Below are 23385 nucleotides of genomic sequence, written 5' to 3' on the forward strand. Positions count from 1 at the left end.
AACAGCGCGTACTGCTGAAAGACCATACCGCAGTGCGGATCGATGCCTTTCACCTGACGGCCGTTCACACGAATCTGCCCGGTCGTCGGTGCGTCGAAGCCGGTGATGAGGTTGAGCAGCGTCGACTTGCCGCAACCCGACGCGCCGAGCAACACCACGAACTCACCGCGGGCAATGTTCATGTCCACGCGCTCGAGCGCCTGGAAGTCGCCATAGCGCTTCGAGACACCGTCGATAGCGATCATCGTTTCGGCGTTGCCTGAGGCCGCACCACCGGGGGTGCGCTGCGCGCCAGCGTGAGACTCGATGCGATCGTTCATGCCTGCCACCTCAACACCTTGCGCTCGATGGCGCGAAATACGATATCCGTCACTAGCACGGTGACACTGATCATCACCATGCCGAGCACGACGACTTCCGTCTGGAAGAACTCCTTGCCGTTCATGATGAGGAAGCCAAGGCCTTCGCGCGCTGCGACGAGTTCGGCCGAGATCACACACGTCCACGACAGACCGAGAATGATCTTCAGGCCCGAGAGAATTTGCGGCAGACTCGCGGGCAGAATGACCTCGCGCATCACCTGCGCGTTACTCGCGCCGAGGTTCTTCGCGGCGCGAATGAGCAGCGGGTCGACATTGCGTGTGGCTTCGATCACATAGACCAGCGCCGGGGCAAATGTGCCCATGAACACGATGCTGTACTTCTGCGTCTCCGAGATACCGAACCACAGCAGCGAGAGCGGAATCCAGCTCATCGACGGCAGCGGGCGCAGGAACGACAGGATCGGATCGAAGGCGGCGCGGGCGTAGCTCGACGTGCCGAGCACGATGCCCAGGGGAATGGCCACGACCGTTGCGGCGATGAAGCCGGTCATCACGCGGCGCGTGGAGGCGAGCACATTGGCGAGCAGCGAGCCGTCGGCCAGCATCGAGACGATGCGTTCCCCGACAGCCGACGGGGGCGGCAAGAACAAGGGGTCGACGATCCCCGAGCGGCAGGCCATCTCCCACGCGAGCAGGAACACGACCACGGACGCGAATCCCACGCCGAGCAACGTGGCGCGGGACGGTTGACGATGATTCACTATCAGACTCCTTTTGCGAGCACCGGTACCCGTTGGACGGGTACCGGCGCGCGGCAACTTACAGATACGACGTGTTGACCCACTGACGCACAGCGGGCGCTTTGTCGATCTGCTTGTACGTCACGAGCATTTCGGCAAGACGTTGCAGGCCGTCGACATAGTTACCCGGCGACTTGAGCAATTGGGTCTGCTGTTCGAGCGTGTACCACTCGGCGTCCTTGATGGCTTCAATCTGATCAAGCGCCGACATACCGGTCAGGGCGATCAGCGAGCGCGCTGCTTCCTCGGGCTTCGTTCGCAACATCTGACTGGCTTCGAAGTACACGCTCAGATACTTGCGCACGGTGTCGACGTTCTTCTCCGCCCACGCGTTGCGCACGATCAGCACGTCCGGGCCCGGCGTCACGCCGTACTTCTTATGGAGCGAAAACTGTGTGTCGTCGGCGAGCAGCTTCATGCCGGACATGGCGCGAATGCGGTTGAACTGCGGCGCCCAGACTGCGGCAGCGTCGATCTGGCCCGACTGAATCGCACCAGGCAACTCGGGCGCAGGGACATTCAGGAGGGTCACATCGTTCGACAGACCGGCGCTACCCAGCAGATCCAGCACCAGCAGGTGCGAGCTGGAGGCAAACGTCACCCCCACCTTCTTGCCCTTGAGATCCTGTATCGAACGCACGCTGTCGCGCACGAGCAGCCCCTCAACGCGCGAGAAGCTATCCGGGATCGCCACGATGGAGAAGTGCTTGGAGCCGCGCGCCATCAGCGCGAGCGCCGACACGATGCCGGTGCAGGCGATGTCGATGCCACCTGACAGCACGGCGCTCATGCGTGCGGACGACGTACCGAACGATTGCCATTGCTGATTGATGCCGGCGGCCGCGAACGCACCGGACTTCATGGCGAGATAGGCCGGGTAGTGACCGAGCCACGCCGAGCCACCGTACTGAACCGTGATGGCGTCTGCGGCGCGGGCCGTGCCGGTCAGTGACAGACCGCCGACGGCGCTAACGGCGGACAGGGCTGACATGGTGGCGCTGGTGCGAAGGAACTGACGTCGTGAAAAGTTCATGCATTTCTCCTGGGAGGCTTCGTGAAACTCGCGTCGAACGTTAGGTGCGCCTCAGATTGGGGCTGTCCGCCTTGGCACGCCTCGTGTCAGAGGCGGTGCACCCCGGCAACGGCAGGCAGCCCAATTGTTGCGCCACAATGAATTTGCACTCGAATTTCCGGCGATTGTAGGGATGCGGGGAGAGGAAAAAAATAAGTGAAGTAAAACTAATACGGCTTATTAGGGGCTGTCGCCATGCTCCCCTCGGCATCCTTGCGTTCTGGGAATGGGTGGTTGGGGTGGTTGCCCCCGGCGAGCATTTGCCCGATGACCGGGCGTAGTCGTGCAGAAACTGAAATCTTCAGTATTAGATCGTCTTATCCGGATTCATGTTTGGTCCCTCGAGTGGCATCTTTGTCATTTCTTATGCCCATGGACATCTGTCGATGGGACAAGCTCGATCGACAGATCAATGAGTTGAGGAATCCGATGGGACCTGAAGTACAAAACGTTGCGCTGGACCCTGTCTTGCCGGAAAAGGTGGACGTCGTCGTCGTCGGTGGAGGAATTGTCGGCCTCTGTACCGCGCTGCATCTGTCCGAAAAGGGGTTGAGTGTTGCTGTCTGCGAGAAGGGACGTATTGCCGGAGAGCAGTCGAGTCGAAATTGGGGGTGGGTTCGCGTCATGCGCCGCGACCTCCGCGAACTCCGCCTGAGCATTGAAAGCTCGAAAATGTGGCGACAGTTCGACCAGTTGTTAGGTGGGAACACCGGCTATCAGCAATGCGGGTTGCTGTATATGACGTCGGATGAAAAGACGCTGGACACCTATGTGAGCTGGCTCAGACGCGCGAAAGATCTGGTGGGCGAAGCACTTCACACGGAGTTGGTCGACACTGAACAGATCGCCCGGCTATTGCCGCAGTCGGCAGTTCGATTCAAGGGCGGTTTGTATACGCCGACGGACGGCCGTGCCGAACCTCAGCAAGCGGCGCCCGCCATTGCCGCTGCACTACGTGCGCGAGGGGTCAGCGTGGTGGCGCCTTGCGCAGTTCGGGGCGTTGAGACAAGCGCTGGGGCGGTGAGCAGCGTTGTGACGGAATGGGGAGAAATCAAGTGTAAAGGCGTCGTGATTGCAGGCGGCGCCTGGTCACGGCTGCTATGCCGCAGCCTCGGGGTTGAGCTTCCTCAGCTTCTGGCCAGAGGCTCGGTTCTACGGACCACCGCCGTCAAGGACGGTCCGGCAATAGGGGCGAGCAACAAGCACTTCGCGTTCCGAAAAAGAGCCGACGGCGGGTACACGATCGCGAGCGGTTTCCGAACGTATGCCGACCTTACCCCGGACGCGTTTCGCTTGTTCTTCAAGTACATAGAAGCATTGAAAAGTCAGGGCTCGGCCTTGCGCCTGAGTGTGGGTTCGCGATTCTTCTCGGAACTCATGCGCCCCAGCCACTGGCCGTTGGACAAGACGTCGCCCTTCGAAGATGTGCGCGAACTGGATCCGTCTCCGGTCTTGCAAAGTACGGAATACGCGCTGCGCGGATTTCTCGAGGCATTTCCGCAGCTTCGCGGCATCCGGGTTGCGCAACGCTGGGCCGGGTACATGGACGTTACCCCCGATGCCATTCCGGTCATATCCGGCGTCGCCTCGCATCCCGGCCTGTATGTGTCGACCGGTTATTCGGGGCACGGGTTCGGGATCGCGCCGGCGGCCGGCCGATTGATGGCTGACATCGTCTGCAACGACAGCCCAATCGTCGACGCCAGAGACTTTCGTCTGGAGAGATTCAGTGACGGGTCTCCCACCATCGTGGACGCGGGATTCTAACGGCGGGCCGTCATCGACGAGTCCCTCAATTCGATAGCACTCATTTTGACCAGGAATTCACTATGAAGAAAAATCAATATCTCCATGCCCTTCGCTTTGCGAACGGTACCGCGGCGTTCGGGGAAGACTGGGGAGGCGCCCCCGTCTTTGGCGATCCCAAAGCATTCGTTGTCAACCGATACGAGTCTCAAGACAAACAGTACCAAGTCGGTACCTGGGAGTCGTCGGTGGGCACATGGGCGCTCGATTACAACGATTGGGAATATTGCTTTGTCCTTGAAGGACGTTTTTATATCCAGCCCGAGGGCGGCGAGCGCGTGGAGTTTAGCGCGGGAGACACTTTCGTGCTTGAGCCCGGTTTTAAAGGGACACTAGAAGTCGTGGAGCGTACACGGAAGTGGTACGTGTTTCACAACCGCTAATCCGGAACATCTTACGACACGCCAACCAAGGTTAATTGAATAATTCGAGTGGCAGAGCCGGCATCGCTTTGCGAAGCGTCGGCTCGACTTCATTGCGCAGTGTCCGGATGGCACAGTCAGCGAGTAATTTTGCGATGTCGTCCCATTCCCCGTTGCGCCTCAGCAGGAAAAAATGGCGCTTTGCCAGAGGACTTTCGGGTAATGGCGCCAACGCAACGTTGGGCAGGTGGTGCCGCGCCTGAAGCAAACAGAGTGGCGTTGTCAACGCGCAGCCGCGCCCGGAGGCAACCAGACTAAGCAATGGGTCCGTCGCGTCGAACTCATACATGGCGGGGGCGTCAATTCCGATATGGCGGATGAATCGTTCCGCCTGCTGCGCAGTCATTTGACGCCGGGAGTAACGAATCAACGGGATGCTGCGCGCGACTTCGACAAATGGCGCGCCCGCATGTGACAGCGGAACGACGGCGACGAATCTCTCCGAGAAAAGCAGTTGCTGAGTGACACGTTCGGGATCGACTGTCGACTCGGTACAAATCGCGAGATCCAGTTCGCGATTTACCAACTGCTCACTGACCATCGGGGTCAGGCCAGACCACATTCGAAGATTCTCTGCCGTACCGACCAGTTGTTCCACGAGGGCCGGTCCGATAGTTGCGGCGAACGAGTCGACGCAGCCTATGCGCAACAGCGACAAGCTCGTTTTAGTAGCTGCACGAACACTGAGAGCAACGTCTCGGGCATGGGCGAGCAATGGACGCGCCCTGTCGAGCAGAACGCGGCCAGCGGCGTTAGGTCTTAACGGCCTCATTTGCCGGTCGAACAGAACGTCGCCATGCTCACGCTCAAGTACCTTGATACATTGACTAATCGCACTCTGCGATATGCCGAGTACGCGAGCGGCTTCAGTCATCGAGGCGGTTTCGCAGACGGTGACAAACACCTGCAATGCGCGAAGGTCGATCGGCGGTGCGATGGAATTCATGAAGGCGCATCTCCAATCAAACAAAAACGCCATATGTGGGACGCGCAAAGCTCACTGCGGCCTGGGCGCGCAGCAAGAATCTTCAGCGTACTTGCCGCGGCATTATAGCGTTGGCGAGAAATGATCCTTGATCGTCGCGACGTCGCCCCGATTCCAATAGCACCTGGTCTTGGCGTCCGGGGGACGCGACGTTTGACCTGCCCCCTGCAAACCGGGTCAGCCGGACGAAAGCCGCACAGCGCACTGAACTATCTTTCGTCAGCAGAGTTTGCAGCGAAACATCGGGCAACGGCGGATGCTCCTGCCGCTTCACAGGAGCTGGTTTAAAGGGACTTTGCCAGACGCCCGTTGGCCCTACTGAAAGGGGCAGGTCACGCTCAAGCTGCTAGAAACGTCGTCACCTATACCCGTCCGCCCCGCCCTTGGCCGAATTCGTAAGCTCGTCGATAAGCAACCGTGCCGCAGCGCTCAGTGAAGTGCCTCGTCTTGTGACGATTCCATAGGGCTCCGTGCGCGATCGTACATCGATGTCCAGTCGAATCGCGAGTCCATGCTCGATCAGAAAGTCGGACATGTCGCGCGGCATGAGGGTCACCAAATTGGGGTCTGTTTGCAGGAGTAGCATCGTGGCCGTCATTGATGCTGTCTCAATCGGGTGCGCGGGAAACGGAAGCCCCGCCTCTTTGAACTCTCGCTCAAGAAGGCTGCGTAGCGGCATGACTCTCGGATAGACGATCCACCCGCAGTCAGCAAGATCGGCAAGTGCGAGGCTTGGCGTGCTGGCCAATGGATGGGTGGGGCCGGCGATTATCGTCAGCGGTTCGTCGCGCAAGGGAATATAGACGAAATTCTCCGGTTGGCGCGCGACACTCAACCGGCAAAGTGCTAACTCAAGCCTTCCGCTTTCCACCAGCGCCAGAAGGCGGACACTGGTGTCTTCCGTGATTTCCGTTCTGAGCGACGGTTGCTTCCGGCGAAGTCGCGTCACCGCATCGACCAGTACGCCAGATACGGCGCCCATGATGGCTCCCACCGCGAGCCGCCCGCCAATACCGGTAAGCACGCCTTCCATTTCTTCGACAAGGTGGGTCACATCGGTCTGTATCAGCTTGGCGTAACGAATGACACATCGGCCTAGCTCGTTCGGCACCATTCCCTGAGAGGTCCTGACGAAAAGCTCATTGCCGAAGGTGGATTCGATCTCCCGCAACGCCTTGGTCGCTCCAGGTTGCGTCAAAGCCAGCTCGTCGGCAGCTCGATGGAGCGATCCGAAATCGTCTATCGCCACAAGCAACCTCAGTTGCTTGAGCTTGAGGCGAGTGGAAAGCGAGTCGGGACTTGGAAGCATGTCGTTGTCTCTAGGGGAAAGACCCGATGAGGGAAAGTTATCGCGTGCTCGCAATCTATCATTATTCAAAACATCCGCACTCTTCTACATTTCTGAGCACGCCTCGTCGGCAAGGTTGTGCCGACAGAACGAGAAAAATGCATAGGAGAGTGGAAATGAAGTTGCTCAGATTTGGCGAGCGAGGTCAAGAGAAGCCCGGCGTACTCGATGCGCAAGGGGACATTCGCGATTTGTCTTCCATCGTTAGCGATATCGGAGGAGACGCGTTGCTGCCAGAGGGGCTTGAACGGTTAAGGAGTATTGATCTGTCGACGCTTCCGCGTGTAGATCACGCGACCCGCCTTGGTCCGTGCGTTGGCGGTATCGGAAAGTTCATTTGTATCGGGTTGAACTATGTGGATCATGCTGAAGAATCCGGAATGCCCATTCCGTCCGAACCCGTCGTGTTCAACAAGTGGCTTTCCGCGGTTTGCGGCCCCAACGACGACGTGATTATTCCGCGCGGCTCGAAGCGGACCGACTGGGAAGTCGAGCTGGGCGTGGTGATTGGGAAGGCAGGGAGCTACATCGACGAAGCCCACGCGCTCGACCATGTCGCGGGTTATTGCCTGATCAACGATGTGTCGGAACGGGAGTACCAACTGGAGCGGGGTGGCACGTGGGACAAGGGCAAAGGTTGCGATACGTTCGGACCGCTCGGCCCCTGGCTTGTCACTTCCGATGAGGTTCCCGAGCCTCAAAGGCTGGAGATGTGGCTGGACGTCGACGGGACTCGCTACCAGTCTGGCAATACCAGCCGGATGATTTTCTCTGTCGCGCAGATCGTTTCCTATCTGAGTCGGTTCATGAGCCTTCATCCTGGCGACGTCATCTCGACGGGAACTCCCCCGGGAGTGGGCATGGGACAGAAGCCCCCCGTCTATCTGCGTGCGGGCCAGGTGATGAGCCTCGGCATCGAGGGCCTCGGTCAACAGCGTCAACATCTCGTGCAGGGTTGAGGAGCTTCGATGAACCAATACGACTATTTGGGGCGATCCGCCGTTGTTACCGGTGGCGCCCACGGTATCGGATTTGCCGTGGCAGAACGACTGCTGACCAGTGGCGCACGCGTGGCGCTGTGGGACCGCGACGAAGCCGCGCTTGCCGCTGCGCGCACCGAGCTTGGACGCTTCGGCGAGGTCAATACCGTTACGGTGGATGTCACAAATGCGCAGGCGGTGAGCGAGGCTGTGACCGTAACGATTGGCGCCTTTGGCAAGATCGACGCATTGGTGCACAGCGCTGGCATCGCCGGTCCCAACGCGCCGCTGGCTGAGTACCCGGACGACGAATGGCGGCGCGTTATCGACGTGGACCTGGACGCAACCTTCCATGTCAACAAAGCCGTGATTCGGACCATGATCGAGAGAGGTTACGGTCGCGTTGTCAACGTCGCATCGATTGCAGGAAAGGAGGGCAATCCGAACGCGTCAGCCTATAGCGCCGCAAAGGCAGGGGTCATTGCGTTGACAAAGAGCTTGGGTAAAGAGACGGCAAGGCTCAACGTGTCGGTCAACTGCGTAACGCCAGCCGCCGCGCGCACGCGCATCTTCGAGCAAATGGCGGCGGAGCACATCGATTACATGCTCTCGAAAATCCCGCGTGGCCGTTTTGTCGAAGTGAGCGAAATTGCGTCGCTGATTGCCTGGTTGGCCTCGGACGAAAACTCGTTCACTACCGGTGCCGTATTCGATCTTTCCGGTGGTCGGGCAACTTACTAAAACGCAAAAAAATAATCAACAAAGGAGACAACAATGGAGACTGCTCGCCCTATTGGGCCGCTGGATGTCGACACAGACGTAGACGCGCAAAATGCCACGCGAAAAGTGTTCTGGCGATTTATCCCGCTGTTCGTGATGTGCTTTGTCTGTTCCTATCTTGATCGGATCAATATTAGCTTCGCAAAGCTTCAGATGCAGAGCGAGCTTGGTTTGAGTGATGCAATCTACGGTACCGGGGCAAGCGTCTTCTTCATAGGCTACTTTCTGCTCGAGGTTCCGAGCAACATCATCCTGCACCGGGTGGGGGCAAGAAAGTGGATCGCACGCATCATGGTCACGTGGGGGATTGCGTCGGCAGCGATGATGTTTGTGCGCGACGAGACATGGTTCTACGTACTTCGATTTGCCATCGGCGCGCTGGAAGCCGGGTTCGTTCCTGGGGTTCTCTATTTCTTTACCACATGGTTCCCTTCAGAGCGACGGGGGCGATGCAACTCGATTTTCATGGCGTCGATTCCGCTTTGCGGCATTATCGGCGGTCCGATTTCGGGAGCGATTCTTAAATACTTCGACGGCATGCACGGGCTGGCGGGATGGCAATGGCTGTTTCTTCTGGAGGGCATTCCGTCGATCGTGCTCGGGGTCGTCGTTTTCTTTTTCGTCGACGACTCCATCAGTTCGGCACGTTGGTTGACCGCGCAGGAGAAGCGGGTGCTTCAGACGCAGATTGCCAATGACCCCAAGGCTCGGGAAGTCCATTCGCTGGGGGCGTCGCTGCGAGATCCCGTCACGATCATGCTGGCGTTCATCTACGTGTTTCTTGCGATGGGCATCTATGGCCTGGTTTTCTGGATGCCGCAGTTGATCAAGAGTGCAGGAACATCGGATGCATTACAAATTGGCATCATTTCCATGCTTCCGTATGCAGTGGCTGGCGTTGTGATGGTTCTCGCCGGCAGGAGTTCGGACCGGACGGGTGAGCGCAGGTGGCACCTTGGAATGAGCGCGCTTGCCGGGGCAGTGGGATATCTGGTTTGCGGGCTGTTTCCGTCCAACACGCTGATGCTTGTGATTGGCCTGACTGTTGCAGCAACCGGGATCATCACGTCGCTGGGGTTGTTCTGGATTCTACCTTCCCGATTTCTCACAGGTATTGCTGCGGCAGGAGGCATTGCTCTGATCAACGGATTTGGCCAACTTGGGGGAATCATCAGCCCGTACATGGTCGGCAAAGTCACGACGGTGTCAGGGAGCCCCGCCATTGGTCTGTACGCAATTGCCGGCGCGTGCCTTGTTGCGACGCTGCTGATACTCTGGGGTGTGCCTCGCCATCTGTACCTGAAGGAGCGGAGTCAAATCTGAGACGCGCGGTGGCGTAAATGGCTACCGCAAGGTCACGGCGGATCTGCGCGAGATAGGCGAAGCGTGCAGCCGCCGCCTTGCTTTGTACGTCGCCTGATGAAAAGCGAAGGTCTGCGTGCGCAGATCGGCTACAGCAAAAAGCCTCGCTATTGCGGCGGCCCGGTCGGCAACCCGTGTCATTCCCAGGGTAGCTTAGCTGCCGGTTTTACTAAGAATCGCCCGCTCTTATATTGAAGGTGTGCCTTTTCGATTGTACGAAACTTCGACAGTCCATTCGTAAACCTCGCATTCGGAAAGGCAGAACCGTGAATACATACGATGTCGTTGTTATCGGCGCTGGCGTGATCGGCAGCTCGGTGGCATTTCATCTCGCCAAGTTCGGCGCAAAAAACGTGCTCGTGCTCGATCGCGGCACCATCGGCGCCGGCACGACGTCTCAGTCCTCGGGAATTCTGCGCACGCATTACTCCGTCAAGGAGAACGTCGAGCTTGCGCGTCACTCCTGGCAAGTCTTCAACAACTTCGCCGAGTATCTCGGCGACGATGAAGCCTCGTGCGGCATGGTCAAGTGCGGCTACATGATCGTCGCGCCTGAAGGTGACAAGCTCGAACCGCTGCGCGCCTCGCTCGACCAACAGCGCGAACAAGGCATCCCGCTGGAGACCCTGTCTCAGGCTCAGGCACGCGAGCTGCTGCCCATTGCGCAGTTCGACGACGCCGCACTGATCGGCTACGAGCCGGAAGCCGGTTTTGCCGACGCCTATCTTGTGGCGACCAGCTTCGCCCGCGCAGCACGCCGCGGCGGCGTGACAATTCGCGAGAATGCCGAGGTCAATCGCGTGCTGATCGAGAACGGCAAGGTCGTTGGCGTTTCCACGTCGATCGGCGACTTCAAGACGTCGATGGTCATCAGCGCGCAGAACATTTGGACGCCAGAACTCGCCGGCTGGACCGGACGCGAACTGCCGGTAACGCCGGAGCGCCACGCCGTGCTCGCGCTCGAATGCGACGTCGCCAAGTACACCTTCTCGATGCCGGTATTCAAGGATTTGGCTTCGCCGGGCATGCTCTACTGCCGCAGCTATGGCGGCAGCCAGATGCTCGTGAGCGAGGGCGTCGTGGGCGAAAGCCTTGCCGCCGCTCAGGTCGAACAGGGCGACATCCCGATGGACTATGTCGTCGAGGTGGGTGCCCAGGTCGCAGAGCGTTTCCCGGCCTACGAAACGTCGGGCATTGCGTCGTCGTGGACCGGCGTGTATGACGTCACGCCGGACTGGAATCCGGTACTGGGCAAGCTCCCGGGAATCGAGGGACTTGTCGTCGGTTACGGCTTCTCGGGCCACGGCTTCAAGCTCTCGCCCACGGTTGGTCGCATCCTTGCGCAGGAAGCGCTCGGCATGCCGACCGACGTGTCGCTTGCGCCGTACTCGATCGAACGCTTCCACACCGGCCGGCTACTGACCGGCAAGTACGGCCTCGGCGCGGTGTCCTGATCGGATAGAGCACGCCATGATCGCGTCGCACAACCTCATCGCGCTCGATCGGGTGAGCGCGGAACCCTGGAAGAATGGCGGCGGGGTGACCCGGACACTCGCCGCGCACGACAGCTCGCCCAGCCAGTGGCGGGTGAGCCTCGCCGAGATTACCCAGGATGGTCCCTACTCGCGTTTTGACGGCGTAGTCCGTCATTCGCTGATCGTCGCGGGTCACGGCATCGTGCTTCGCCATGGCAGCGACACCGTCGTGCTCGCCCCCGGTGTGCCTACGCAGTATGACGGCGAGCCGGGATGGGAAGCCTCGCTCATCGACGGCGCTTGTCAGGCCTTGAATGTCATGGTCGATCGCACCCGTTGGCTGGCGCGCGTCGAGACATTGGCCCTCGAAACCCCTGCCGAGTTTGTGCCGCGTATCGGTAGCGTCCTAGTCGTGTTCTCCGGCGACGGCAGATGCGAGATTCGCCGCGCGGGCGAGCGGTGCGTGATGCCTCCCCGTACGTTCGTAACGATCGACGCCGATGCGTTGCCCCTCACGTGCACGGTGACGTCGAGCGCGCTTGAAGACGCCATGCCATGCGCGGTTGTCGCGATCGAGCCGTTAGCTTGAGCGGCGAAGCGCCAGGCTGCGCCGACGAACCGCAAAACCCCCATGAATTCGGAACCGGTGCTATGGCGCCGTCCGTGGAAAACTCTGTAATGAGGAATCTCTGATGAAAGTAATTACGGCAGTCAAGCGCGTGGTTGACTACAACGTCAAAGTCCGCGTGAAGTCCGACCGGAGCGGGGTCGATATCGACAACGTGAAGATGTCGATGAACCCGTTTGACGAGATCGCCGTGGAAGCGGCCACGCGTCTGAAGGAAGCTAACGTGGCGACCGAAGTCGTCGCGGTGTCTTGCGGTACGGCACAGAGCCAGGAGACGCTGCGCACCGCGCTGGCGATCGGTGCCGATCGCGCGGTGCTGGTCGACACCGATGTTGAGTTGCAACCGCTCGCGGTCGCCAAGTTACTCAAGGCCGTCGTCGAGAAAGAACAGCCGCAACTCGTGATTCTCGGCAAACAGGCCATTGATGACGATGCGGGGCAGACCGGGCAATTGCTCGCCGCCCTGCTGGATTGGCCACAGGCAACGTTCGCCAGCGATATCCAGATCGAAGGCGACTGGGCGACGGTTACGCGTGAGGTCGACGGTGGTCTGGAAGTGATCTCGCTGAAGTTGCCGGCGATCATCACGACGGATTTGCGTCTGAACGAGCCGCGCTATGTGACGTTGCCCAACATCATGAAGGCGAAGAAGAAGCCGCTCGATGTGGTGACGGCTGACGCGCTGGGTGTCGATCCGTCACCACGACTGAAGACGCTGCGCGTTGAAGAACCGGCGGGGCGAAAAGCCGGGGTGATGGTGCCCGATGTGGCGACGTTGATCGATAAACTGCAGAACGAAGCGAAGGTGATCTGAATGGCAACGCTGGTAATAGCTGAACACGACAACGCGCAACTCAAGGGCGCGACCCTGCATACCGTCAGCGCTGCGCGCAAGATTGGCGGGCCGGTGCATGTACTCGTCGCTGGCTTGGACACACAGGCTGTGACCGGCGCGGCGGCACGCATCGAAGGTGTCGAGAAGGTGCTGGTCGCCGATGCGCCGCAACTCGCCGAAGGCTTGGCTGAAAACGTGGCTGCGCAGGTGATCGCATTGGCGGGGGGATATTCGCACATCTTGTTTTCCGCCACGGCGGCAGGCAAGAATGTGGCGCCGCGTGTGGCCGCGAAGCTCGATGCTTCGCAGATTTCCGAGATCGTTGCTGTCGAGGCACCGGACACATTCAAACGTCCGATTTATGCGGGCAATGCGATGGCGACAGTGCAGTCGTCCGATGCGGTGATCGTGGCGACGGTGCGAACGACGGCATTCGATGCCGCGCGCCCGGAAGGCGAGACGGCGGCGATCGAGACGGTGGCAGCAGTGTCTGACGCGGGTACCTCTCGCTTCGTGAAGCGCGAGGTGGTGAAAAGCGATCGTCCGGAACTGACAGCGGCACGCGTCGTGGTATCGGGGGGGCGTGGCTTGGGTAGTGCAGAGAACTTCGCAATACTTGATCCGCTGGTGGAAAAGCTAGGTGCGGCGATTGGCGCGTCACGCGCTGCGGTGGATTCGGGGTTTGCGCCGAATGATTACCAGGTGGGTCAGACAGGCAAGATCGTCGCACCGGAGTTGTATATCGCCGTGGGCATTTCGGGCGCAATACAACATCTGGCGGGGATGAAAGACTCCAAGGTAATCGTGGCCGTGAACAAAGATGCCGACGCACCGATTTTCAGCGTGGCCGACTACGGGCTTGTGGGCGATCTGTTTGAAATCGTGCCGGCGTTGACGCAGTTGGTGTGAGGCTCATCGGGAAGCGATGCCAACAAAAACGCCGAGGCTAGCGCGTCGGCGTTAATGAGATGTCCCCTCACCCTGCACGCGGCAACGCGGCGGGGTGTTTTTCATTTGAAGAGGCCGTCATGCAAGACGTGATGCTCAAGGGAAGCGCCCGGACACGACCGCTTAGGCCGTCTTGAGCGCGTCCAACGCAGCCTGCACCATGCGTTCGACCACCGGGCGCACGCCGTCCGCGAGGTCGGGGCGATAGGCGAATGGTGAGCTCTCGTTCATATACGTCGACTGGCACATCTCCAGTTGAATCGCATGCACGCCCTGCTCCGGCCGGCCAAAGCTGCGCGTGATGTAGCCCCCCTTGAAGCGGCCATTGGCCACCCAGGTGTACGGCTGCTCGCCCAGCGTCGCGATCACCGCATCGAGCACTCTCGCGTCGCAACTCGCGCCGGAATTGGTCCCCAGGTTAAGGTCCGGCAACTTGCCCTCGAACAGGCGCGGCAGCACACTTGCAATCGAGTGTGCCTCCCACAGCAATACCGATCCGAACTCCGACTTCAGCCGCGCGATCTCCGCTTCCAGTTTTGCGTGATACGGTTGCCAATACGTCTGGAGTCGCATGGCCTGTTCGGCGGTGTCCGGTTCCGAGCCATTTCGGTAGAGCGGCTCACCACGGAACGTCTCCATCGGGTACAAGCCAGTCGTCGTCTGTCCCGGATAAAGACTCTCCCCCGTCGACGGACGGTTCAGATCGACGACATAGCGCGAGTATTTCGCGCCGAGTACCGACGCGCCCATGCGCTGTGCAAAATCGTACAGACGGTCGAGGTGCCAATCGGTGTCGGCCACCTCCAGCGCGTGCGGCTGCAACTGCGCGGTGATCGCAGCAGGAATTTCAGTGCCGAGGTGAGGTATCGAAATCAGCAGCGGCACGGTGCCCTGCTGGAAGTGGAATACGGATTCAGACATGATTTCAGCCATCCGGTAAAGTTTGTAATCTACGTCGATGCGACAGTCGTTACGCCGCGCTCCGCGCTGAAGGTGCCATCAAGCGCAACCGCAATGTCACACCACACGGCCGCGTTGTAGGGATTGGTGTGCGATGGCGTCAAGCGTAAGCCGCACAAAAAATGCAGGCGCGCAACTTAAAGCGCGCTTATGTTCTAGATGGGGTTTCGGTTATATCAGTCGCTCGCCAGTCCGAACGAGAAGACATGGTCCGGGTTGAGTGAAAGCGCCTGTGCGATGTCCTTCGCCACCTGCTTCTCATAGGCACGGCATAGCAAGTCGTGCATTTCATTCGGCATGTTGCCGAGTTCGTTCTCGCGGGAACTTAGATAGAACGTGCGCGACAACGGCTCGTAAGGACGGCCGTGGCGCGAAAAGCCCGACAGCGGCACCACCCGAAGTTCGGGCACGAAATGGCGCGACTGCCAGATGCACAGCGGTGTGGTGATTGCGAAGCCAAGACCCGCTGCTACGAGGCTCAGCATCGGGTCGGTAGCGTCGAACTCGCACGTCCGCTCGATGTTGTCGGTGTGGGCCATCAGGTAGGCGTCGACGTGCTGCCCGATCACCGAGCGTGCGCTGTAGCGAATGAAGCGCAGATGGCGGCTGAGTTCGGTCAGCGAGGTGAAACGGTCGAGCGCTGCCTCCTTGGGCAGCACCACGTAGTAGGGCTCGGAGAACAGTTTCTGTCGACGCACGCCGGGCGTGCTGCTCACCCCCGTCGTGGTGACGGCCATGTCGAGTTGGCGCGCGTCGAGCAAGGCGTCGAGTGTCGGGGTGATGCCGGACCAAAGCCGGATCTGCTGCGACGTGCCGGTGAGCGCCTTGATGATGATGGGCCCCACCGTGGCAGCGAATGAATCGACGGCACCAAGTCGCACGACGACCCGCTTGGCGCGCGTGACATTACGCACGCTTTCCACCATCTGGTCGGCGCTTTGCAAGATGGCGGTCGCATGTTCGAAGAGGCGCAGCCCCGCAGCGTTAGGACGCGCCGGACGTGTCGAGCGGTCCAGCAACACCGTATCGAGCATCGACTCGATGGCCTTCACGCGCTGCGACACACCTGCCTGCGAAATGCGCAGGCGCTTGGCGGCGTCGGAGATAGACCCGGCTTCGACAACGGCAACCCAACTTTCGAGCAACTCCCAGTCAGGGTACCGTCCACTGACCACATCATTCATAGCCGTATAAATTGCATGCGAGAGCGATGACTTTAGCATAGCGATTCGCATACACGAGAAAGCGACTCAAATTGTTGGGATAACGACGTCTCCCCGTTTTCAGTCGCATCAGGCTTCAGCGTCCGAGGACGAATGCAACTGCTTTTCCGCCAGTTTTCGGGCGTAGGTTGCGGGTGTTAATCCACCCGGTGATTTCTTCGGCCGCTCCTCGCTATATTCCCGCCGCCAAGCCTCGATCACTACCGTAGCGTGCGGCAGGCTGGTGAACCAATGCTCGTTCAAGCATTCGTCCCTAAAGCGTCCATTGAACGATTCGATGTGAGCATTCTGGTTTGGCTTGCCCGGCTCAATCAGGAACAACTTCACACTCCGCCCGTGCACCCAGCCCAGCATTGCACGACCGCAAAATTCCTTGCCGTTGTCGGTGCGAATCGCTTGCGGCAAACCGCGGCGCAATGCCACCCAATCCAGGATGCGCGCAGTGCCTGCCCCCCCCCAATCGCTCGCTCCGGCACGATGGCCACTGCCTCATGCGTGCCATCATCGACTACGTCAAACTCTTGATCACACGACCTTTGGCTGTTCGGTCGAATACGAAATCCACGAACCAGACCTAGTTTCGCAGTGCGTCGCGCGTGACCTCGCTCTCCAGCATTGACTCGGTCAACAGTTTCTTGAGCCGGTTGTTCTCAGCTTCCAGCTCTTCTAGGCGCTTTGCGTCGGACTCGCTCACGTCCCCGAACTCGCTACGCCATAGGTAATAGCTGGCCTCCGAGAAACCGTGTTAACAGCAGAGCTCCTTGACTGGCAACCCCACATCGGCCTCATGCAGGAACCCAATGATCTGCTCTTCAGTGAAACGCTTCTTCATGTCCAATCTCCCGACTACGTGATTGGAATCCAAATCACCATGCTACTCAAATTGGGGGAGACGTCGCAGGCTCAAACGGCACCACTAACGGTAAAATTTCGCTCGCCGCTACAAATGCCTCGGCTCTACTGTGCTCACACCTCAGTCACTAAATTCTGGGGTATTTTTCCAAAGTTCCCCACGTAGAAATACTCATACTCTTTGGTAACAAAGACGTGGTGACAGGCATCAACCAATTCTTCCTCGGTAATTTTCCCTTCTCTAACCAATCGAAGGCCCTCGTATTTTATAATGTTCTCAATTCCCCTAAATGGATTGAATCCGACTGGCTTGTCAATTTTAAACAATTTATATCCCTTTTTTCTATTTTCCAACATAAAACTCTCAGCTACCCCTCTACTCCCCGAAAACGAGGCAGCCTTGTCTTTGATTCCTTTCGCACTCGCGGTATGGCGGATAGCTGAAGCCAAGACGTCGTCATACGTTGAATGCGCCGGACCGGTGAAACCAACCTCTGTATAACTCACTCCATCAATGGCCTCCGCTCCTGGGCGAGGCTGAGCTCGATATAAAACCTTAGGCACTTCAAGATCAGCTCTATCGTCAATAAATTTTTTTAAATCCGTGTTTATAACATGCTTGTATGTTGCATAAACGTTTTCGTAAATATCGTCAAGATAATTGGAATTCTCAAGAATTTCATTTTCATTTCGGGATCTCCAGTTAAAAGAGCAATCACCGAAGAGCCCCCTCTTGCAACGCACCACGTCCGTTCCGTCGAAATTCTTCATTTTCTTTAAACCCTCCGCTGGCAAGTTTGCATCCATCACCATCCTATTCACATTAAAATTCGTAAAAGGAGGTGAAATATAATCAAGCAACTCGCCTCCAGATTTTCTTATGAATTTGGAAATTCTTATGTTTGATTTTAACGAACGAAGGGCCGCCAAGAACCCCTGTCCAGAAGCGAGCGTGGCTCTGGCATGAACGAGTCCAACCTTAAGAGAAGTGAAGCCAGCCTTGCCTATTGCGGTGAGCGTAAGGCCCAGATCGATCAAATCCAATGCAATATCTTCGATATTAAACTCATGACCCGGATCATTTATGCCATCAATGATCTGATCATAGAATGGAATTATCGCGGAAAAGATCTTGTCGATGATACCCTTTCCATCATTCCCTTCCTTGAATGATTTTATGAGTAGTTTTACTTCCTCCCGAATTTGAAGTTCCATTATCTCTTTGACAGTCTTTCCATCAAGGTACGTGAAATATCCAAGCCCACGCCCTTTGTCAACAACAAAGCTATCGATTGGGCAATCCCCGAGATTACTTATTCTGCATTCAGAATTATATGATTTAGCATGCGTTGCGAACGAAATACCCATTGCACGAAGGATTCCATGATTACTGAGTTTTACCTCAGCTGCCCCTTTCTGATTTCGAAACAACCATAGAGAGTCTCGAGTGGCAAATCGAAATTCTCCGTTTGGCCCGATAACTCCAAAAGTCTCATTCCAGCGCGAACCTCCGAATTGAAATATATAGGCCGCCGGATTAGTATTTGTCAACGGAATAATTCTCGGAAGGATACCTATCAATGGATTATTCCCCCTGCGGACATGCGTATTGAGAGAAACGCTCCTGATAACCTGTGCGGCATTAATAGGATATTCCATCTCGAGTCTGCTAAGTCCAGCCAACCCCGCATTTGCAATGGCCTTTGCCGTCGCAAATCTGTAGAGGTGTTCTTCGATGTAATCAACAAATTGTCTGTAATAAAATTCTGTTGCTTTTGCGTTTATTCGAGCGGCCCCTCCCACGCTCCCGTTGGGCCCCAACATATACTTCACTCGCTCGTTAGCAGTCATATTTTTTTCCACTTCTTCTCTAGCTTGCTGCCAGGTTTTGAACCCAGCCGGAGGCGGTGGTGGATTTAGAGCAATGTCCCATGCCTCTTTGAAGATTTCGAGACACTTTTCTTCACTTACGGGGAACCTATTGTCACCACTTTCGGCACACCAGATTATTGCTTCTTCTTTCCAGAGCGCCAAGTCAGCATCACGAACAATATCGTTGTTGTCACCTTTCTCCGCATTGGCGTGAATTGTGTTTGCGAAGGCTAATAAATCTGCATCGCTTGCCCCTTCCGCCGCCTCCCCCAGGAGATTTCGAGCGGCCTTTTGTCTCGCGGCAATTAGCGGGTGTTCTTCAGTTTGCACTTCACTCGCCGCTGTCGAGCGAGGGGTGTTGTTGTCGTCGGCGGAGCGTTTGTGGGGTTGTGCTCGAAGGACGTTTGGCGATGAAGTATCACTCCGAGAATCGTTTGCCAAGTGAGGATCATCAGAGACTGCGCTGGTTAGAACAGGAACCGCGCCGGTGAGATTCGAGGAAGCGCTGGCATTTCGGTGGAAGTTCTCCTGCAATTTGACTGGCGTCGCAGGAGATGTCGGCTGAATGCCGGATGCGTGACTTTCATTAAAATTACGTTTTGGCGTGCCGAGGTCGGGTCGTTCCCGCACCTTGGAATCGAATTCGCCTGCTTCATTGTCGTTAGATTTCGCGGCGGTGTTAACTTTCGGGTTTACTGCATCACTTTTTTTGGGGGGAGGAGTCTTAAGGACTTGCGTTGCCTCTACTGCATACTGCCCAGCCAGCAAAAGAACATATAGTGCCGCTGTTCGCGGAGAATTTTTTACGCTGACGGGTGCAGCCTTGCTCCGGCGGGATGGATGTGGATTGTCATGCGTTGCTATATTAAAATAGCCGTTACTTCTCCTATTACTATTTAGGATTGCCAAGCTTTTATTCATAAATTCTTCCTTATATTACAGATGGCCACAGCAGCAGGAGAGAGCAGCGCAACATCAATGTCGAGCGCCGCTCGAAGCGAATGCGCGGTTTTCCAAAACCGGCAAACTAGGCATGCGTGCGCTCGACTACCCAGAAATGCCGGCCCGGGCCACTCCTTGCTTTCCACGCCGTGACATGCGATACGGGCCGTGATGCCACACTGCGTCGGGCAACGCCGACAGTGAGCAAAGTTGTAGTCCTTCTCGCGGAATACCGATTTGCAGAACGTGCAGAACGCCGTTCAATGCGGCGCAGTCGTCTACCGTGCGAACTCGGCCGCCCTCGGATGAGGGCGTGATGGCTGGAATTAAGGTTTCAGCACAGCCCTTAATTCGTTGCTGATTTTGCGTCTTGCCATTCCCCAAGCATATGGCCTCTATGCTCCTGCGCTCAGGTCATGTTAGCGGCTCGTATTGTCTCAGAGGCTGCGCCGTTTGAACTTACATAAATCGCTCTTTCGACATTGTGCAAATGCGGCGGATGCTCGAACAGCCGTAACGTTCGCCCTTTCGCCTGGCCAATCAGGCGACGCAACGAACGAGCGCGTATTGCTCGAAAGCCGGGGGGGGGGGGACCTGCCCCCCTCAGTAGGGTCAACGGGCGTCTAGCAAAGTCCCTTTAAACCAGCTCCTGGACTGCGGCAGGAGCATCCGCTGTTGCCCGATGTTTCGCTGCAAACTCTGCTGGCGAAAGATAGTTCAGTGCGCTGTGTGGCCTTTGCTCGTTGTGGTCCTGGCGCTCGTTGAGGCATTCGTCGCGGAACTTGCCGTTGAACGATTCGATGTACGCATTCTGAGTTGGCTTACCCGCCTGAATCAACTTCAGAGTGACGCCGTTCGCTATGCCCACTGGTCAAGCGCGCGGCTCGTGAATTCGGGCCCCTGGTCTGTTCGCACCGCCTTGGGATAGCCCCGGAAGCGAGCTGCACGGTCCAATGCGCGAGCGACATACAAACCTGAGATGCCGTGGTCAACGACGATGTCGACAGCCTCTTTCGTGAAATCGTCGGCGATTGTCAGACACTTCAGGCGCCGCCCATTGGCTAGCGTATCCATCACGAAGTCGATTGACCAAACCTCGTTGGGCGCGTTCGGCAAGGCCAGTTGCTCGCGTTCAATCATGACGCCGTGGCGCTTGCGACGGCGCCGCACCGTCAGCCTCGCCTCACGATACAGGCGATACGCTCGTTTGTCGTCTAATTGCTGTCAATAGGTGTTCCTCTTGGATAGGGTTCAGGCCAGCCGTTTCCTTGTCGTCTCCGTGGTCGCCTTGGCGCCACAACATGCCGTTAGAGAGTCGCGACAACGTTCCGATGTGATTGCCGCAGTTTTCCCGCAAAGCGCGTCAAGGAATCGTTGCGGCGACGTAATTGACCTGGATGAACCGGTACAGCACTTGTTGCAAGTAAAGCCATTTACGATGCGAAGCGTTCATTTATCCTGGGATGAAGTCTTTGCCGCGTCTCCACATTGAGAGCAGTAGCGTGGCGAGTTTGCGAGCGGTTGCGACCAGCGCCTTACGCAATCCAATCCTGGGAATCAGTGATTGTGCCCAACGTCGAAGTGCGCAGTCACGCTTGTGACGCAGGAGCAAAGCCGATGCTGCCTCGAACAGCATGTGTCTGGTCAATCTGCAGTTGGCACACGTCGCTGGCACGCGCTATGCGCTCAAGCGCCTTGTCGGTCTCACGAACCTGCCTGTCGATATGCTTCCAGCTAATCGAGCAAGATATCGATTACGCCATGGATCAGCGGTGTTGCTGGCACATGCTGTTCAACGAGCTTCTCGCAGGCGCTGCGAGTGCCGGGAGCACTACACCGAAGGTTTTGAGCACCCCGCGAATCTGGTTGTACAGGCCGGTACGCATACTGACCAATTGACTACGGGCGCCGAGAAGCAATCTGACTTCGTGGCTCGCGATACTCTTGACCGCGACCGGTCGATACCAGCCACTGCGCGTCAGTTGAGCAATACCGTGCGCGTCGTTCGCGTCGGTTTTGTTCAATTGCGTTGCAAGCGCTGCATGCACATGGCGCGCGTGAATGCAATCAACAGGTACACCTCTCTGTCGTAGTCCGTGATAGAACCACACTGAGAGAGGCCCAGTTTCCATGGCAGCCTCCGTCCTTAGCTGAAGATGCAATTACAGCATGTGATTGGCGTGCGTGCCTTCGCGCTCCACCAGGGCGTACAGCCGGCGGTAGCCGAATCGACGACGTTCGTGCGCCAACTCCACCAGACGCGCTACCAGCACCTCATTCTCGTGGTCCGGCTTCGCGTCGTAATGCAACACGCTGCGAGAAAGCCCGACAAGCCGGCAGGCACGGCGCTCAGAGATGTTGACCTTCTCCCGAATCGCCGCCCCTGCTTCGCGTTTGGCTTGCGGGCTCAGGGCTTTCCCTTGACGATAACCTTCAATGCTTCCATATCGAGCATTGCCTCGGCCAGCAGCTTCTTCAGCCGCGCGTTCTCGCTCTCAAGGTCCTTCAACCGGCGCGCCTCCGACACCTCCCATGCCACCGAACCTTGCGCGCTAGGTATAGAACGACGCGTCACTAAATCCGTGCTTCCTACACAGTTCCTTGACCGGCATGCCGGCCTCGGCTTCCTTCAGAAACCCGATGATCTGCTCTTCCGTAAAACGCGTCTTCATGTTCGTCTTCTTCTCCGAAAACAAACTTTACTAGAGTCCGGCTGGCCCGGTTTGCAGGGGCTAGGTCACGACAGAACCCATCCGGCCGAACACGCCGCGCACTGAGCGATTCATGCAAGCGCGGACGGCGAGACCATGCGACAGTCAATCGCGATCGCAAAAATTTCTATCCTCTGAAGCCATGGATCGAGTTTCCAGCATTGGAGCCACGCGCTCCCAGCCCCCAGTGACTACGTCAACGTCGGCGCAGCCTCCACAGAATGCACGGCCGCCGGCTGCGCTGGCCGCCAATGTGCACGTGGTGCATCAGGCCGATGGGCGGTCCGGCATGCCGTCGAGCTCGACCCAACGACCGCTTTTCCCCGCGACACCGGAAGTCATCTCGAATAGCGGATCGGAAAAGCGTTCAGCACCACAGGGCGCAAGCAGTGAAAAAGATGCTGTTTTCATGCCGCCCCCGGCCAAAATCCCTCGACAAAAAACTGGCGCGTCGGGCGGGAAAGCGAAGATCACCGGCGCCATGTTGCAGACGTGGAAAGCCCTCGACCAGGCGGGGATTAAGGCGGCGGGTGGGCTCAACGGGATAGCCCGGCGGGACAAGGTCCCGGCTACGGCACTGCGACATTACCTGCGTGCCGACGGCCGCCTGACCCAGCTCGGCGAAGACCGGCTCAACCCGGGCGGGAAAGCGAAGATCACCGACGCCATGTTGCAGACGTGGAAGGCCCTCGGCCAGGCGGGGATTGAGGCCGCCGGTGGGCTCGACGGTGTGGCCCGGCGGGACAACGTCTCAGCTGCGGCACTGAAACATTACCTGCGTGCCGACGGCAGGCTGACCCAGCACGGCGAAGACCGGCTCACCCCGGGCAGGAAAGCGAAGATCACCGACGCCATGTTGCAGACGTGGAAAGCCCTCGACCAGGCGGAGATTAAGGCTGCGGGTGGGCTCGCCGGTGTGGCCCGGCGGGACAAGGTCCCGGCTACGGCACTGCGACATTACCTTCGTGCCGACGGCAGGCTGAGCCAGCTCGGCGAAGACCGGCTCAACCCGGGCGGGAAAGCGAAGATCACCGACGCCATGTTGCAGACGTGGAAGGCCC

The 23385-nt window shown here is 58.0% G+C and carries 20 protein-coding genes and 5 pseudogenes; 12 read left to right on the forward strand and 13 right to left on the reverse strand.

Going from position 1 to position 23385, the window contains the following annotated elements:
* The 3 genes from PHO31112_RS26135 to PHO31112_RS26145 all read right to left on the reverse strand — a co-directional run.
* On the reverse strand, positions 1-245 hold a 245-nt coding region (locus PHO31112_RS26135), incomplete at its 3' end, for an ATP-binding cassette domain-containing protein (RefSeq protein ID WP_174995899.1).
* 71 nt (positions 246-316) lie between these two features.
* Positions 317-1084, reverse strand: coding sequence for an ABC transporter permease (locus PHO31112_RS26140; RefSeq protein WP_010804170.1), 768 nt, complete (start codon positions 1082-1084; stop codon positions 317-319).
* Positions 1085-1142: 58 nt separating this feature from the next.
* A complete protein-coding gene (locus tag PHO31112_RS26145; protein WP_150624556.1) occupies positions 1143-2156 on the reverse strand; it encodes an ABC transporter substrate-binding protein in 1014 nt (337 codons plus the stop codon).
* Positions 2157-2561: 405 nt separating this feature from the next.
* Between PHO31112_RS26145 and PHO31112_RS26150 the strand changes: the two genes are divergently transcribed.
* Positions 2562-3962 (forward strand): NAD(P)/FAD-dependent oxidoreductase, encoded by a 1401-nt coding sequence (locus tag PHO31112_RS26150; RefSeq protein ID WP_246178581.1) that lies wholly within the window; start codon positions 2562-2564, stop codon positions 3960-3962.
* Positions 3963-4024: 62 nt separating this feature from the next.
* Positions 4025-4384 (forward strand): cupin domain-containing protein, encoded by a 360-nt coding sequence (locus tag PHO31112_RS26155; RefSeq protein WP_150624559.1) that lies wholly within the window; start codon positions 4025-4027, stop codon positions 4382-4384.
* A 31-nt stretch (positions 4385-4415) separates the two neighbouring features.
* On the opposite strand, the gene PHO31112_RS26160 is transcribed toward PHO31112_RS26155, so the two are convergent.
* Together PHO31112_RS26160 and PHO31112_RS26170 are read right to left on the reverse strand one after the other, a co-directional pair.
* On the reverse strand, positions 4416-5369 hold the full coding sequence (locus tag PHO31112_RS26160) for a LysR family transcriptional regulator (RefSeq protein ID WP_150624561.1): 954 nt from the start codon (positions 5367-5369) through the stop codon (positions 4416-4418).
* A gap of 397 nt (positions 5370-5766) precedes the next feature.
* Positions 5767-6717 carry a LysR family transcriptional regulator gene (locus tag PHO31112_RS26170; protein ID WP_150624563.1) on the reverse strand — a complete coding sequence of 317 codons (951 nt, stop codon included), beginning with the start codon at positions 6715-6717 and terminating at the stop codon, positions 5767-5769.
* A 155-nt stretch (positions 6718-6872) separates the two neighbouring features.
* Between PHO31112_RS26170 and PHO31112_RS26175 the strand changes: the two genes are divergently transcribed.
* The 8 genes and pseudogenes from PHO31112_RS26175 (at position 6873) to PHO31112_RS26210 (ending at position 13725) form a co-directional block, all read left to right on the forward strand.
* Entirely contained in the window at positions 6873-7715 is an 843-nt protein-coding gene (locus PHO31112_RS26175) for a fumarylacetoacetate hydrolase family protein (RefSeq protein WP_150624565.1), read from the forward strand.
* Positions 7716-7724: 9 nt separating this feature from the next.
* Positions 7725-8477, forward strand: a complete 753-nt coding sequence (locus PHO31112_RS26180) for an SDR family oxidoreductase (RefSeq protein ID WP_150624567.1) — start codon at positions 7725-7727, stop codon at positions 8475-8477.
* Between the two features lie 33 nt (positions 8478-8510).
* On the forward strand, positions 8511-9839 hold the full coding sequence (locus PHO31112_RS26185) for an MFS transporter (RefSeq protein WP_150624569.1): 1329 nt from the start codon (positions 8511-8513) through the stop codon (positions 9837-9839).
* Between the two features lie 7 nt (positions 9840-9846).
* Positions 9847-10007, forward strand: a pseudogene (locus tag PHO31112_RS26190) (IS3 family transposase); the annotation flags it as partial.
* A gap of 137 nt (positions 10008-10144) precedes the next feature.
* Positions 10145-11332: an NAD(P)/FAD-dependent oxidoreductase gene (locus PHO31112_RS26195; RefSeq protein ID WP_150624571.1), complete on the forward strand. Its 1188-nt coding sequence runs from the start codon at positions 10145-10147 to the stop codon at positions 11330-11332.
* 16 nt (positions 11333-11348) lie between these two features.
* Positions 11349-11942, forward strand: coding sequence for a HutD/Ves family protein (locus PHO31112_RS26200; protein WP_150624573.1), 594 nt, complete (start codon positions 11349-11351; stop codon positions 11940-11942).
* 103 nt (positions 11943-12045) lie between these two features.
* On the forward strand, positions 12046-12795 hold the full coding sequence (locus tag PHO31112_RS26205; RefSeq protein WP_150624575.1) for an electron transfer flavoprotein subunit beta/FixA family protein: 750 nt from the start codon (positions 12046-12048) through the stop codon (positions 12793-12795).
* Complete coding sequence (locus tag PHO31112_RS26210) at positions 12796-13725, forward strand: electron transfer flavoprotein subunit alpha/FixB family protein (RefSeq protein WP_150624577.1); 930 nt, start codon at positions 12796-12798, stop codon at positions 13723-13725.
* 162 nt (positions 13726-13887) lie between these two features.
* Here PHO31112_RS26210 and hutG read toward each other — a convergent pair whose 3' ends face one another.
* The 4 genes and pseudogenes from hutG to PHO31112_RS26230 all read right to left on the reverse strand — a co-directional run bounded on the left by hutG (position 13888) and on the right by PHO31112_RS26230 (position 19592).
* Positions 13888-14685, reverse strand: coding sequence for an N-formylglutamate deformylase (hutG, locus tag PHO31112_RS26215; protein WP_150624579.1), 798 nt, complete (start codon positions 14683-14685; stop codon positions 13888-13890).
* A gap of 215 nt (positions 14686-14900) precedes the next feature.
* Positions 14901-15908, reverse strand: coding sequence for a LysR family transcriptional regulator (locus PHO31112_RS26220; protein WP_150624581.1), 1008 nt, complete (start codon positions 15906-15908; stop codon positions 14901-14903).
* Positions 15909-16016: 108 nt separating this feature from the next.
* Positions 16017-16779: pseudogene (locus tag PHO31112_RS28305) on the reverse strand (integrase core domain-containing protein).
* A gap of 134 nt (positions 16780-16913) precedes the next feature.
* Positions 16914-19592, reverse strand: a complete 2679-nt coding sequence (locus tag PHO31112_RS26230; protein WP_150624583.1) for a hypothetical protein — start codon at positions 19590-19592, stop codon at positions 16914-16916.
* Between the two features lie 513 nt (positions 19593-20105).
* Here PHO31112_RS26230 and PHO31112_RS26235 point away from each other — a divergent pair.
* Positions 20106-20198, forward strand: a pseudogene (locus PHO31112_RS26235) (IS5-like element ISCARN85 family transposase); the annotation flags it as partial.
* 52 nt (positions 20199-20250) lie between these two features.
* Here PHO31112_RS26235 and PHO31112_RS26240 read toward each other — a convergent pair.
* The 4 genes and pseudogenes from PHO31112_RS26240 to PHO31112_RS26260 form a co-directional block, all read right to left on the reverse strand.
* Positions 20251-20831: pseudogene (locus PHO31112_RS26240) on the reverse strand (DDE-type integrase/transposase/recombinase); the annotation flags it as partial.
* Between the two features lie 548 nt (positions 20832-21379).
* Positions 21380-21745, reverse strand: coding sequence for an IS110 family transposase (locus PHO31112_RS26245; RefSeq protein WP_150624585.1), 366 nt, complete (start codon positions 21743-21745; stop codon positions 21380-21382).
* 39 nt (positions 21746-21784) lie between these two features.
* Positions 21785-22285: pseudogene (locus PHO31112_RS26250) on the reverse strand (transposase); the annotation flags it as partial.
* Between the two features lie 306 nt (positions 22286-22591).
* A complete protein-coding gene (locus PHO31112_RS26260; RefSeq protein WP_174995897.1) occupies positions 22592-22735 on the reverse strand; it encodes a hypothetical protein in 144 nt (47 codons plus the stop codon).
* Here PHO31112_RS26260 and PHO31112_RS26265 point away from each other — a divergent pair.
* Positions 22734-23385: hypothetical protein (locus PHO31112_RS26265; RefSeq protein ID WP_174995898.1), on the forward strand; the 652-nt coding region annotated here is incomplete at its 3' end. The two genes, PHO31112_RS26260 and PHO31112_RS26265, sit on opposite strands and share 2 nt — an antisense overlap.

Source organism: Pandoraea horticolens (genome assembly GCF_902459555.1).
Lineage (GTDB): Bacteria > Pseudomonadota > Gammaproteobacteria > Burkholderiales > Burkholderiaceae > Pandoraea > Pandoraea horticolens.

Bases quoted from the DNA above. Each gene is read 5' to 3' on its own strand.
- PHO31112_RS26145 (WP_150624556.1), bottom strand. From the start codon at position 2,156: ATGAACTTTTCACGACGTCAGTTCCTTCGCACCAGCGCCACCATGTCA.
- PHO31112_RS26150 (WP_246178581.1), top strand. From the start codon at position 2,562: ATGCCCATGGACATCTGTCGATGGGACAAGCTCGATCGACAGATCAAT.
- PHO31112_RS26155 (WP_150624559.1), top strand. From the start codon at position 4,025: ATGAAGAAAAATCAATATCTCCATGCCCTTCGCTTTGCGAACGGTACC.
- PHO31112_RS26160 (WP_150624561.1), bottom strand. From the start codon at position 5,369: ATGAATTCCATCGCACCGCCGATCGACCTTCGCGCATTGCAGGTGTTT.
- PHO31112_RS26170 (WP_150624563.1), bottom strand. From the start codon at position 6,717: ATGCTTCCAAGTCCCGACTCGCTTTCCACTCGCCTCAAGCTCAAGCAA.
- PHO31112_RS26175 (WP_150624565.1), top strand. From the start codon at position 6,873: ATGAAGTTGCTCAGATTTGGCGAGCGAGGTCAAGAGAAGCCCGGCGTA.
- PHO31112_RS26180 (WP_150624567.1), top strand. From the start codon at position 7,725: ATGAACCAATACGACTATTTGGGGCGATCCGCCGTTGTTACCGGTGGC.
- PHO31112_RS26185 (WP_150624569.1), top strand. From the start codon at position 8,511: ATGGAGACTGCTCGCCCTATTGGGCCGCTGGATGTCGACACAGACGTA.
- PHO31112_RS26200 (WP_150624573.1), top strand. From the start codon at position 11,349: ATGATCGCGTCGCACAACCTCATCGCGCTCGATCGGGTGAGCGCGGAA.
- PHO31112_RS26205 (WP_150624575.1), top strand. From the start codon at position 12,046: ATGAAAGTAATTACGGCAGTCAAGCGCGTGGTTGACTACAACGTCAAA.
- PHO31112_RS26210 (WP_150624577.1), top strand. From the start codon at position 12,796: ATGGCAACGCTGGTAATAGCTGAACACGACAACGCGCAACTCAAGGGC.
- hutG (WP_150624579.1), bottom strand. From the start codon at position 14,685: ATGTCTGAATCCGTATTCCACTTCCAGCAGGGCACCGTGCCGCTGCTG.
- PHO31112_RS26220 (WP_150624581.1), bottom strand. From the start codon at position 15,908: ATGAATGATGTGGTCAGTGGACGGTACCCTGACTGGGAGTTGCTCGAA.
- PHO31112_RS26230 (WP_150624583.1), bottom strand. From the start codon at position 19,592: ATGAATAAAAGCTTGGCAATCCTAAATAGTAATAGGAGAAGTAACGGC.
- PHO31112_RS26245 (WP_150624585.1), bottom strand. From the start codon at position 21,745: ATGGAAACTGGGCCTCTCTCAGTGTGGTTCTATCACGGACTACGACAG.
- PHO31112_RS26260 (WP_174995897.1), bottom strand. From the start codon at position 22,735: ATGAAAACAGCATCTTTTTCACTGCTTGCGCCCTGTGGTGCTGAACGC.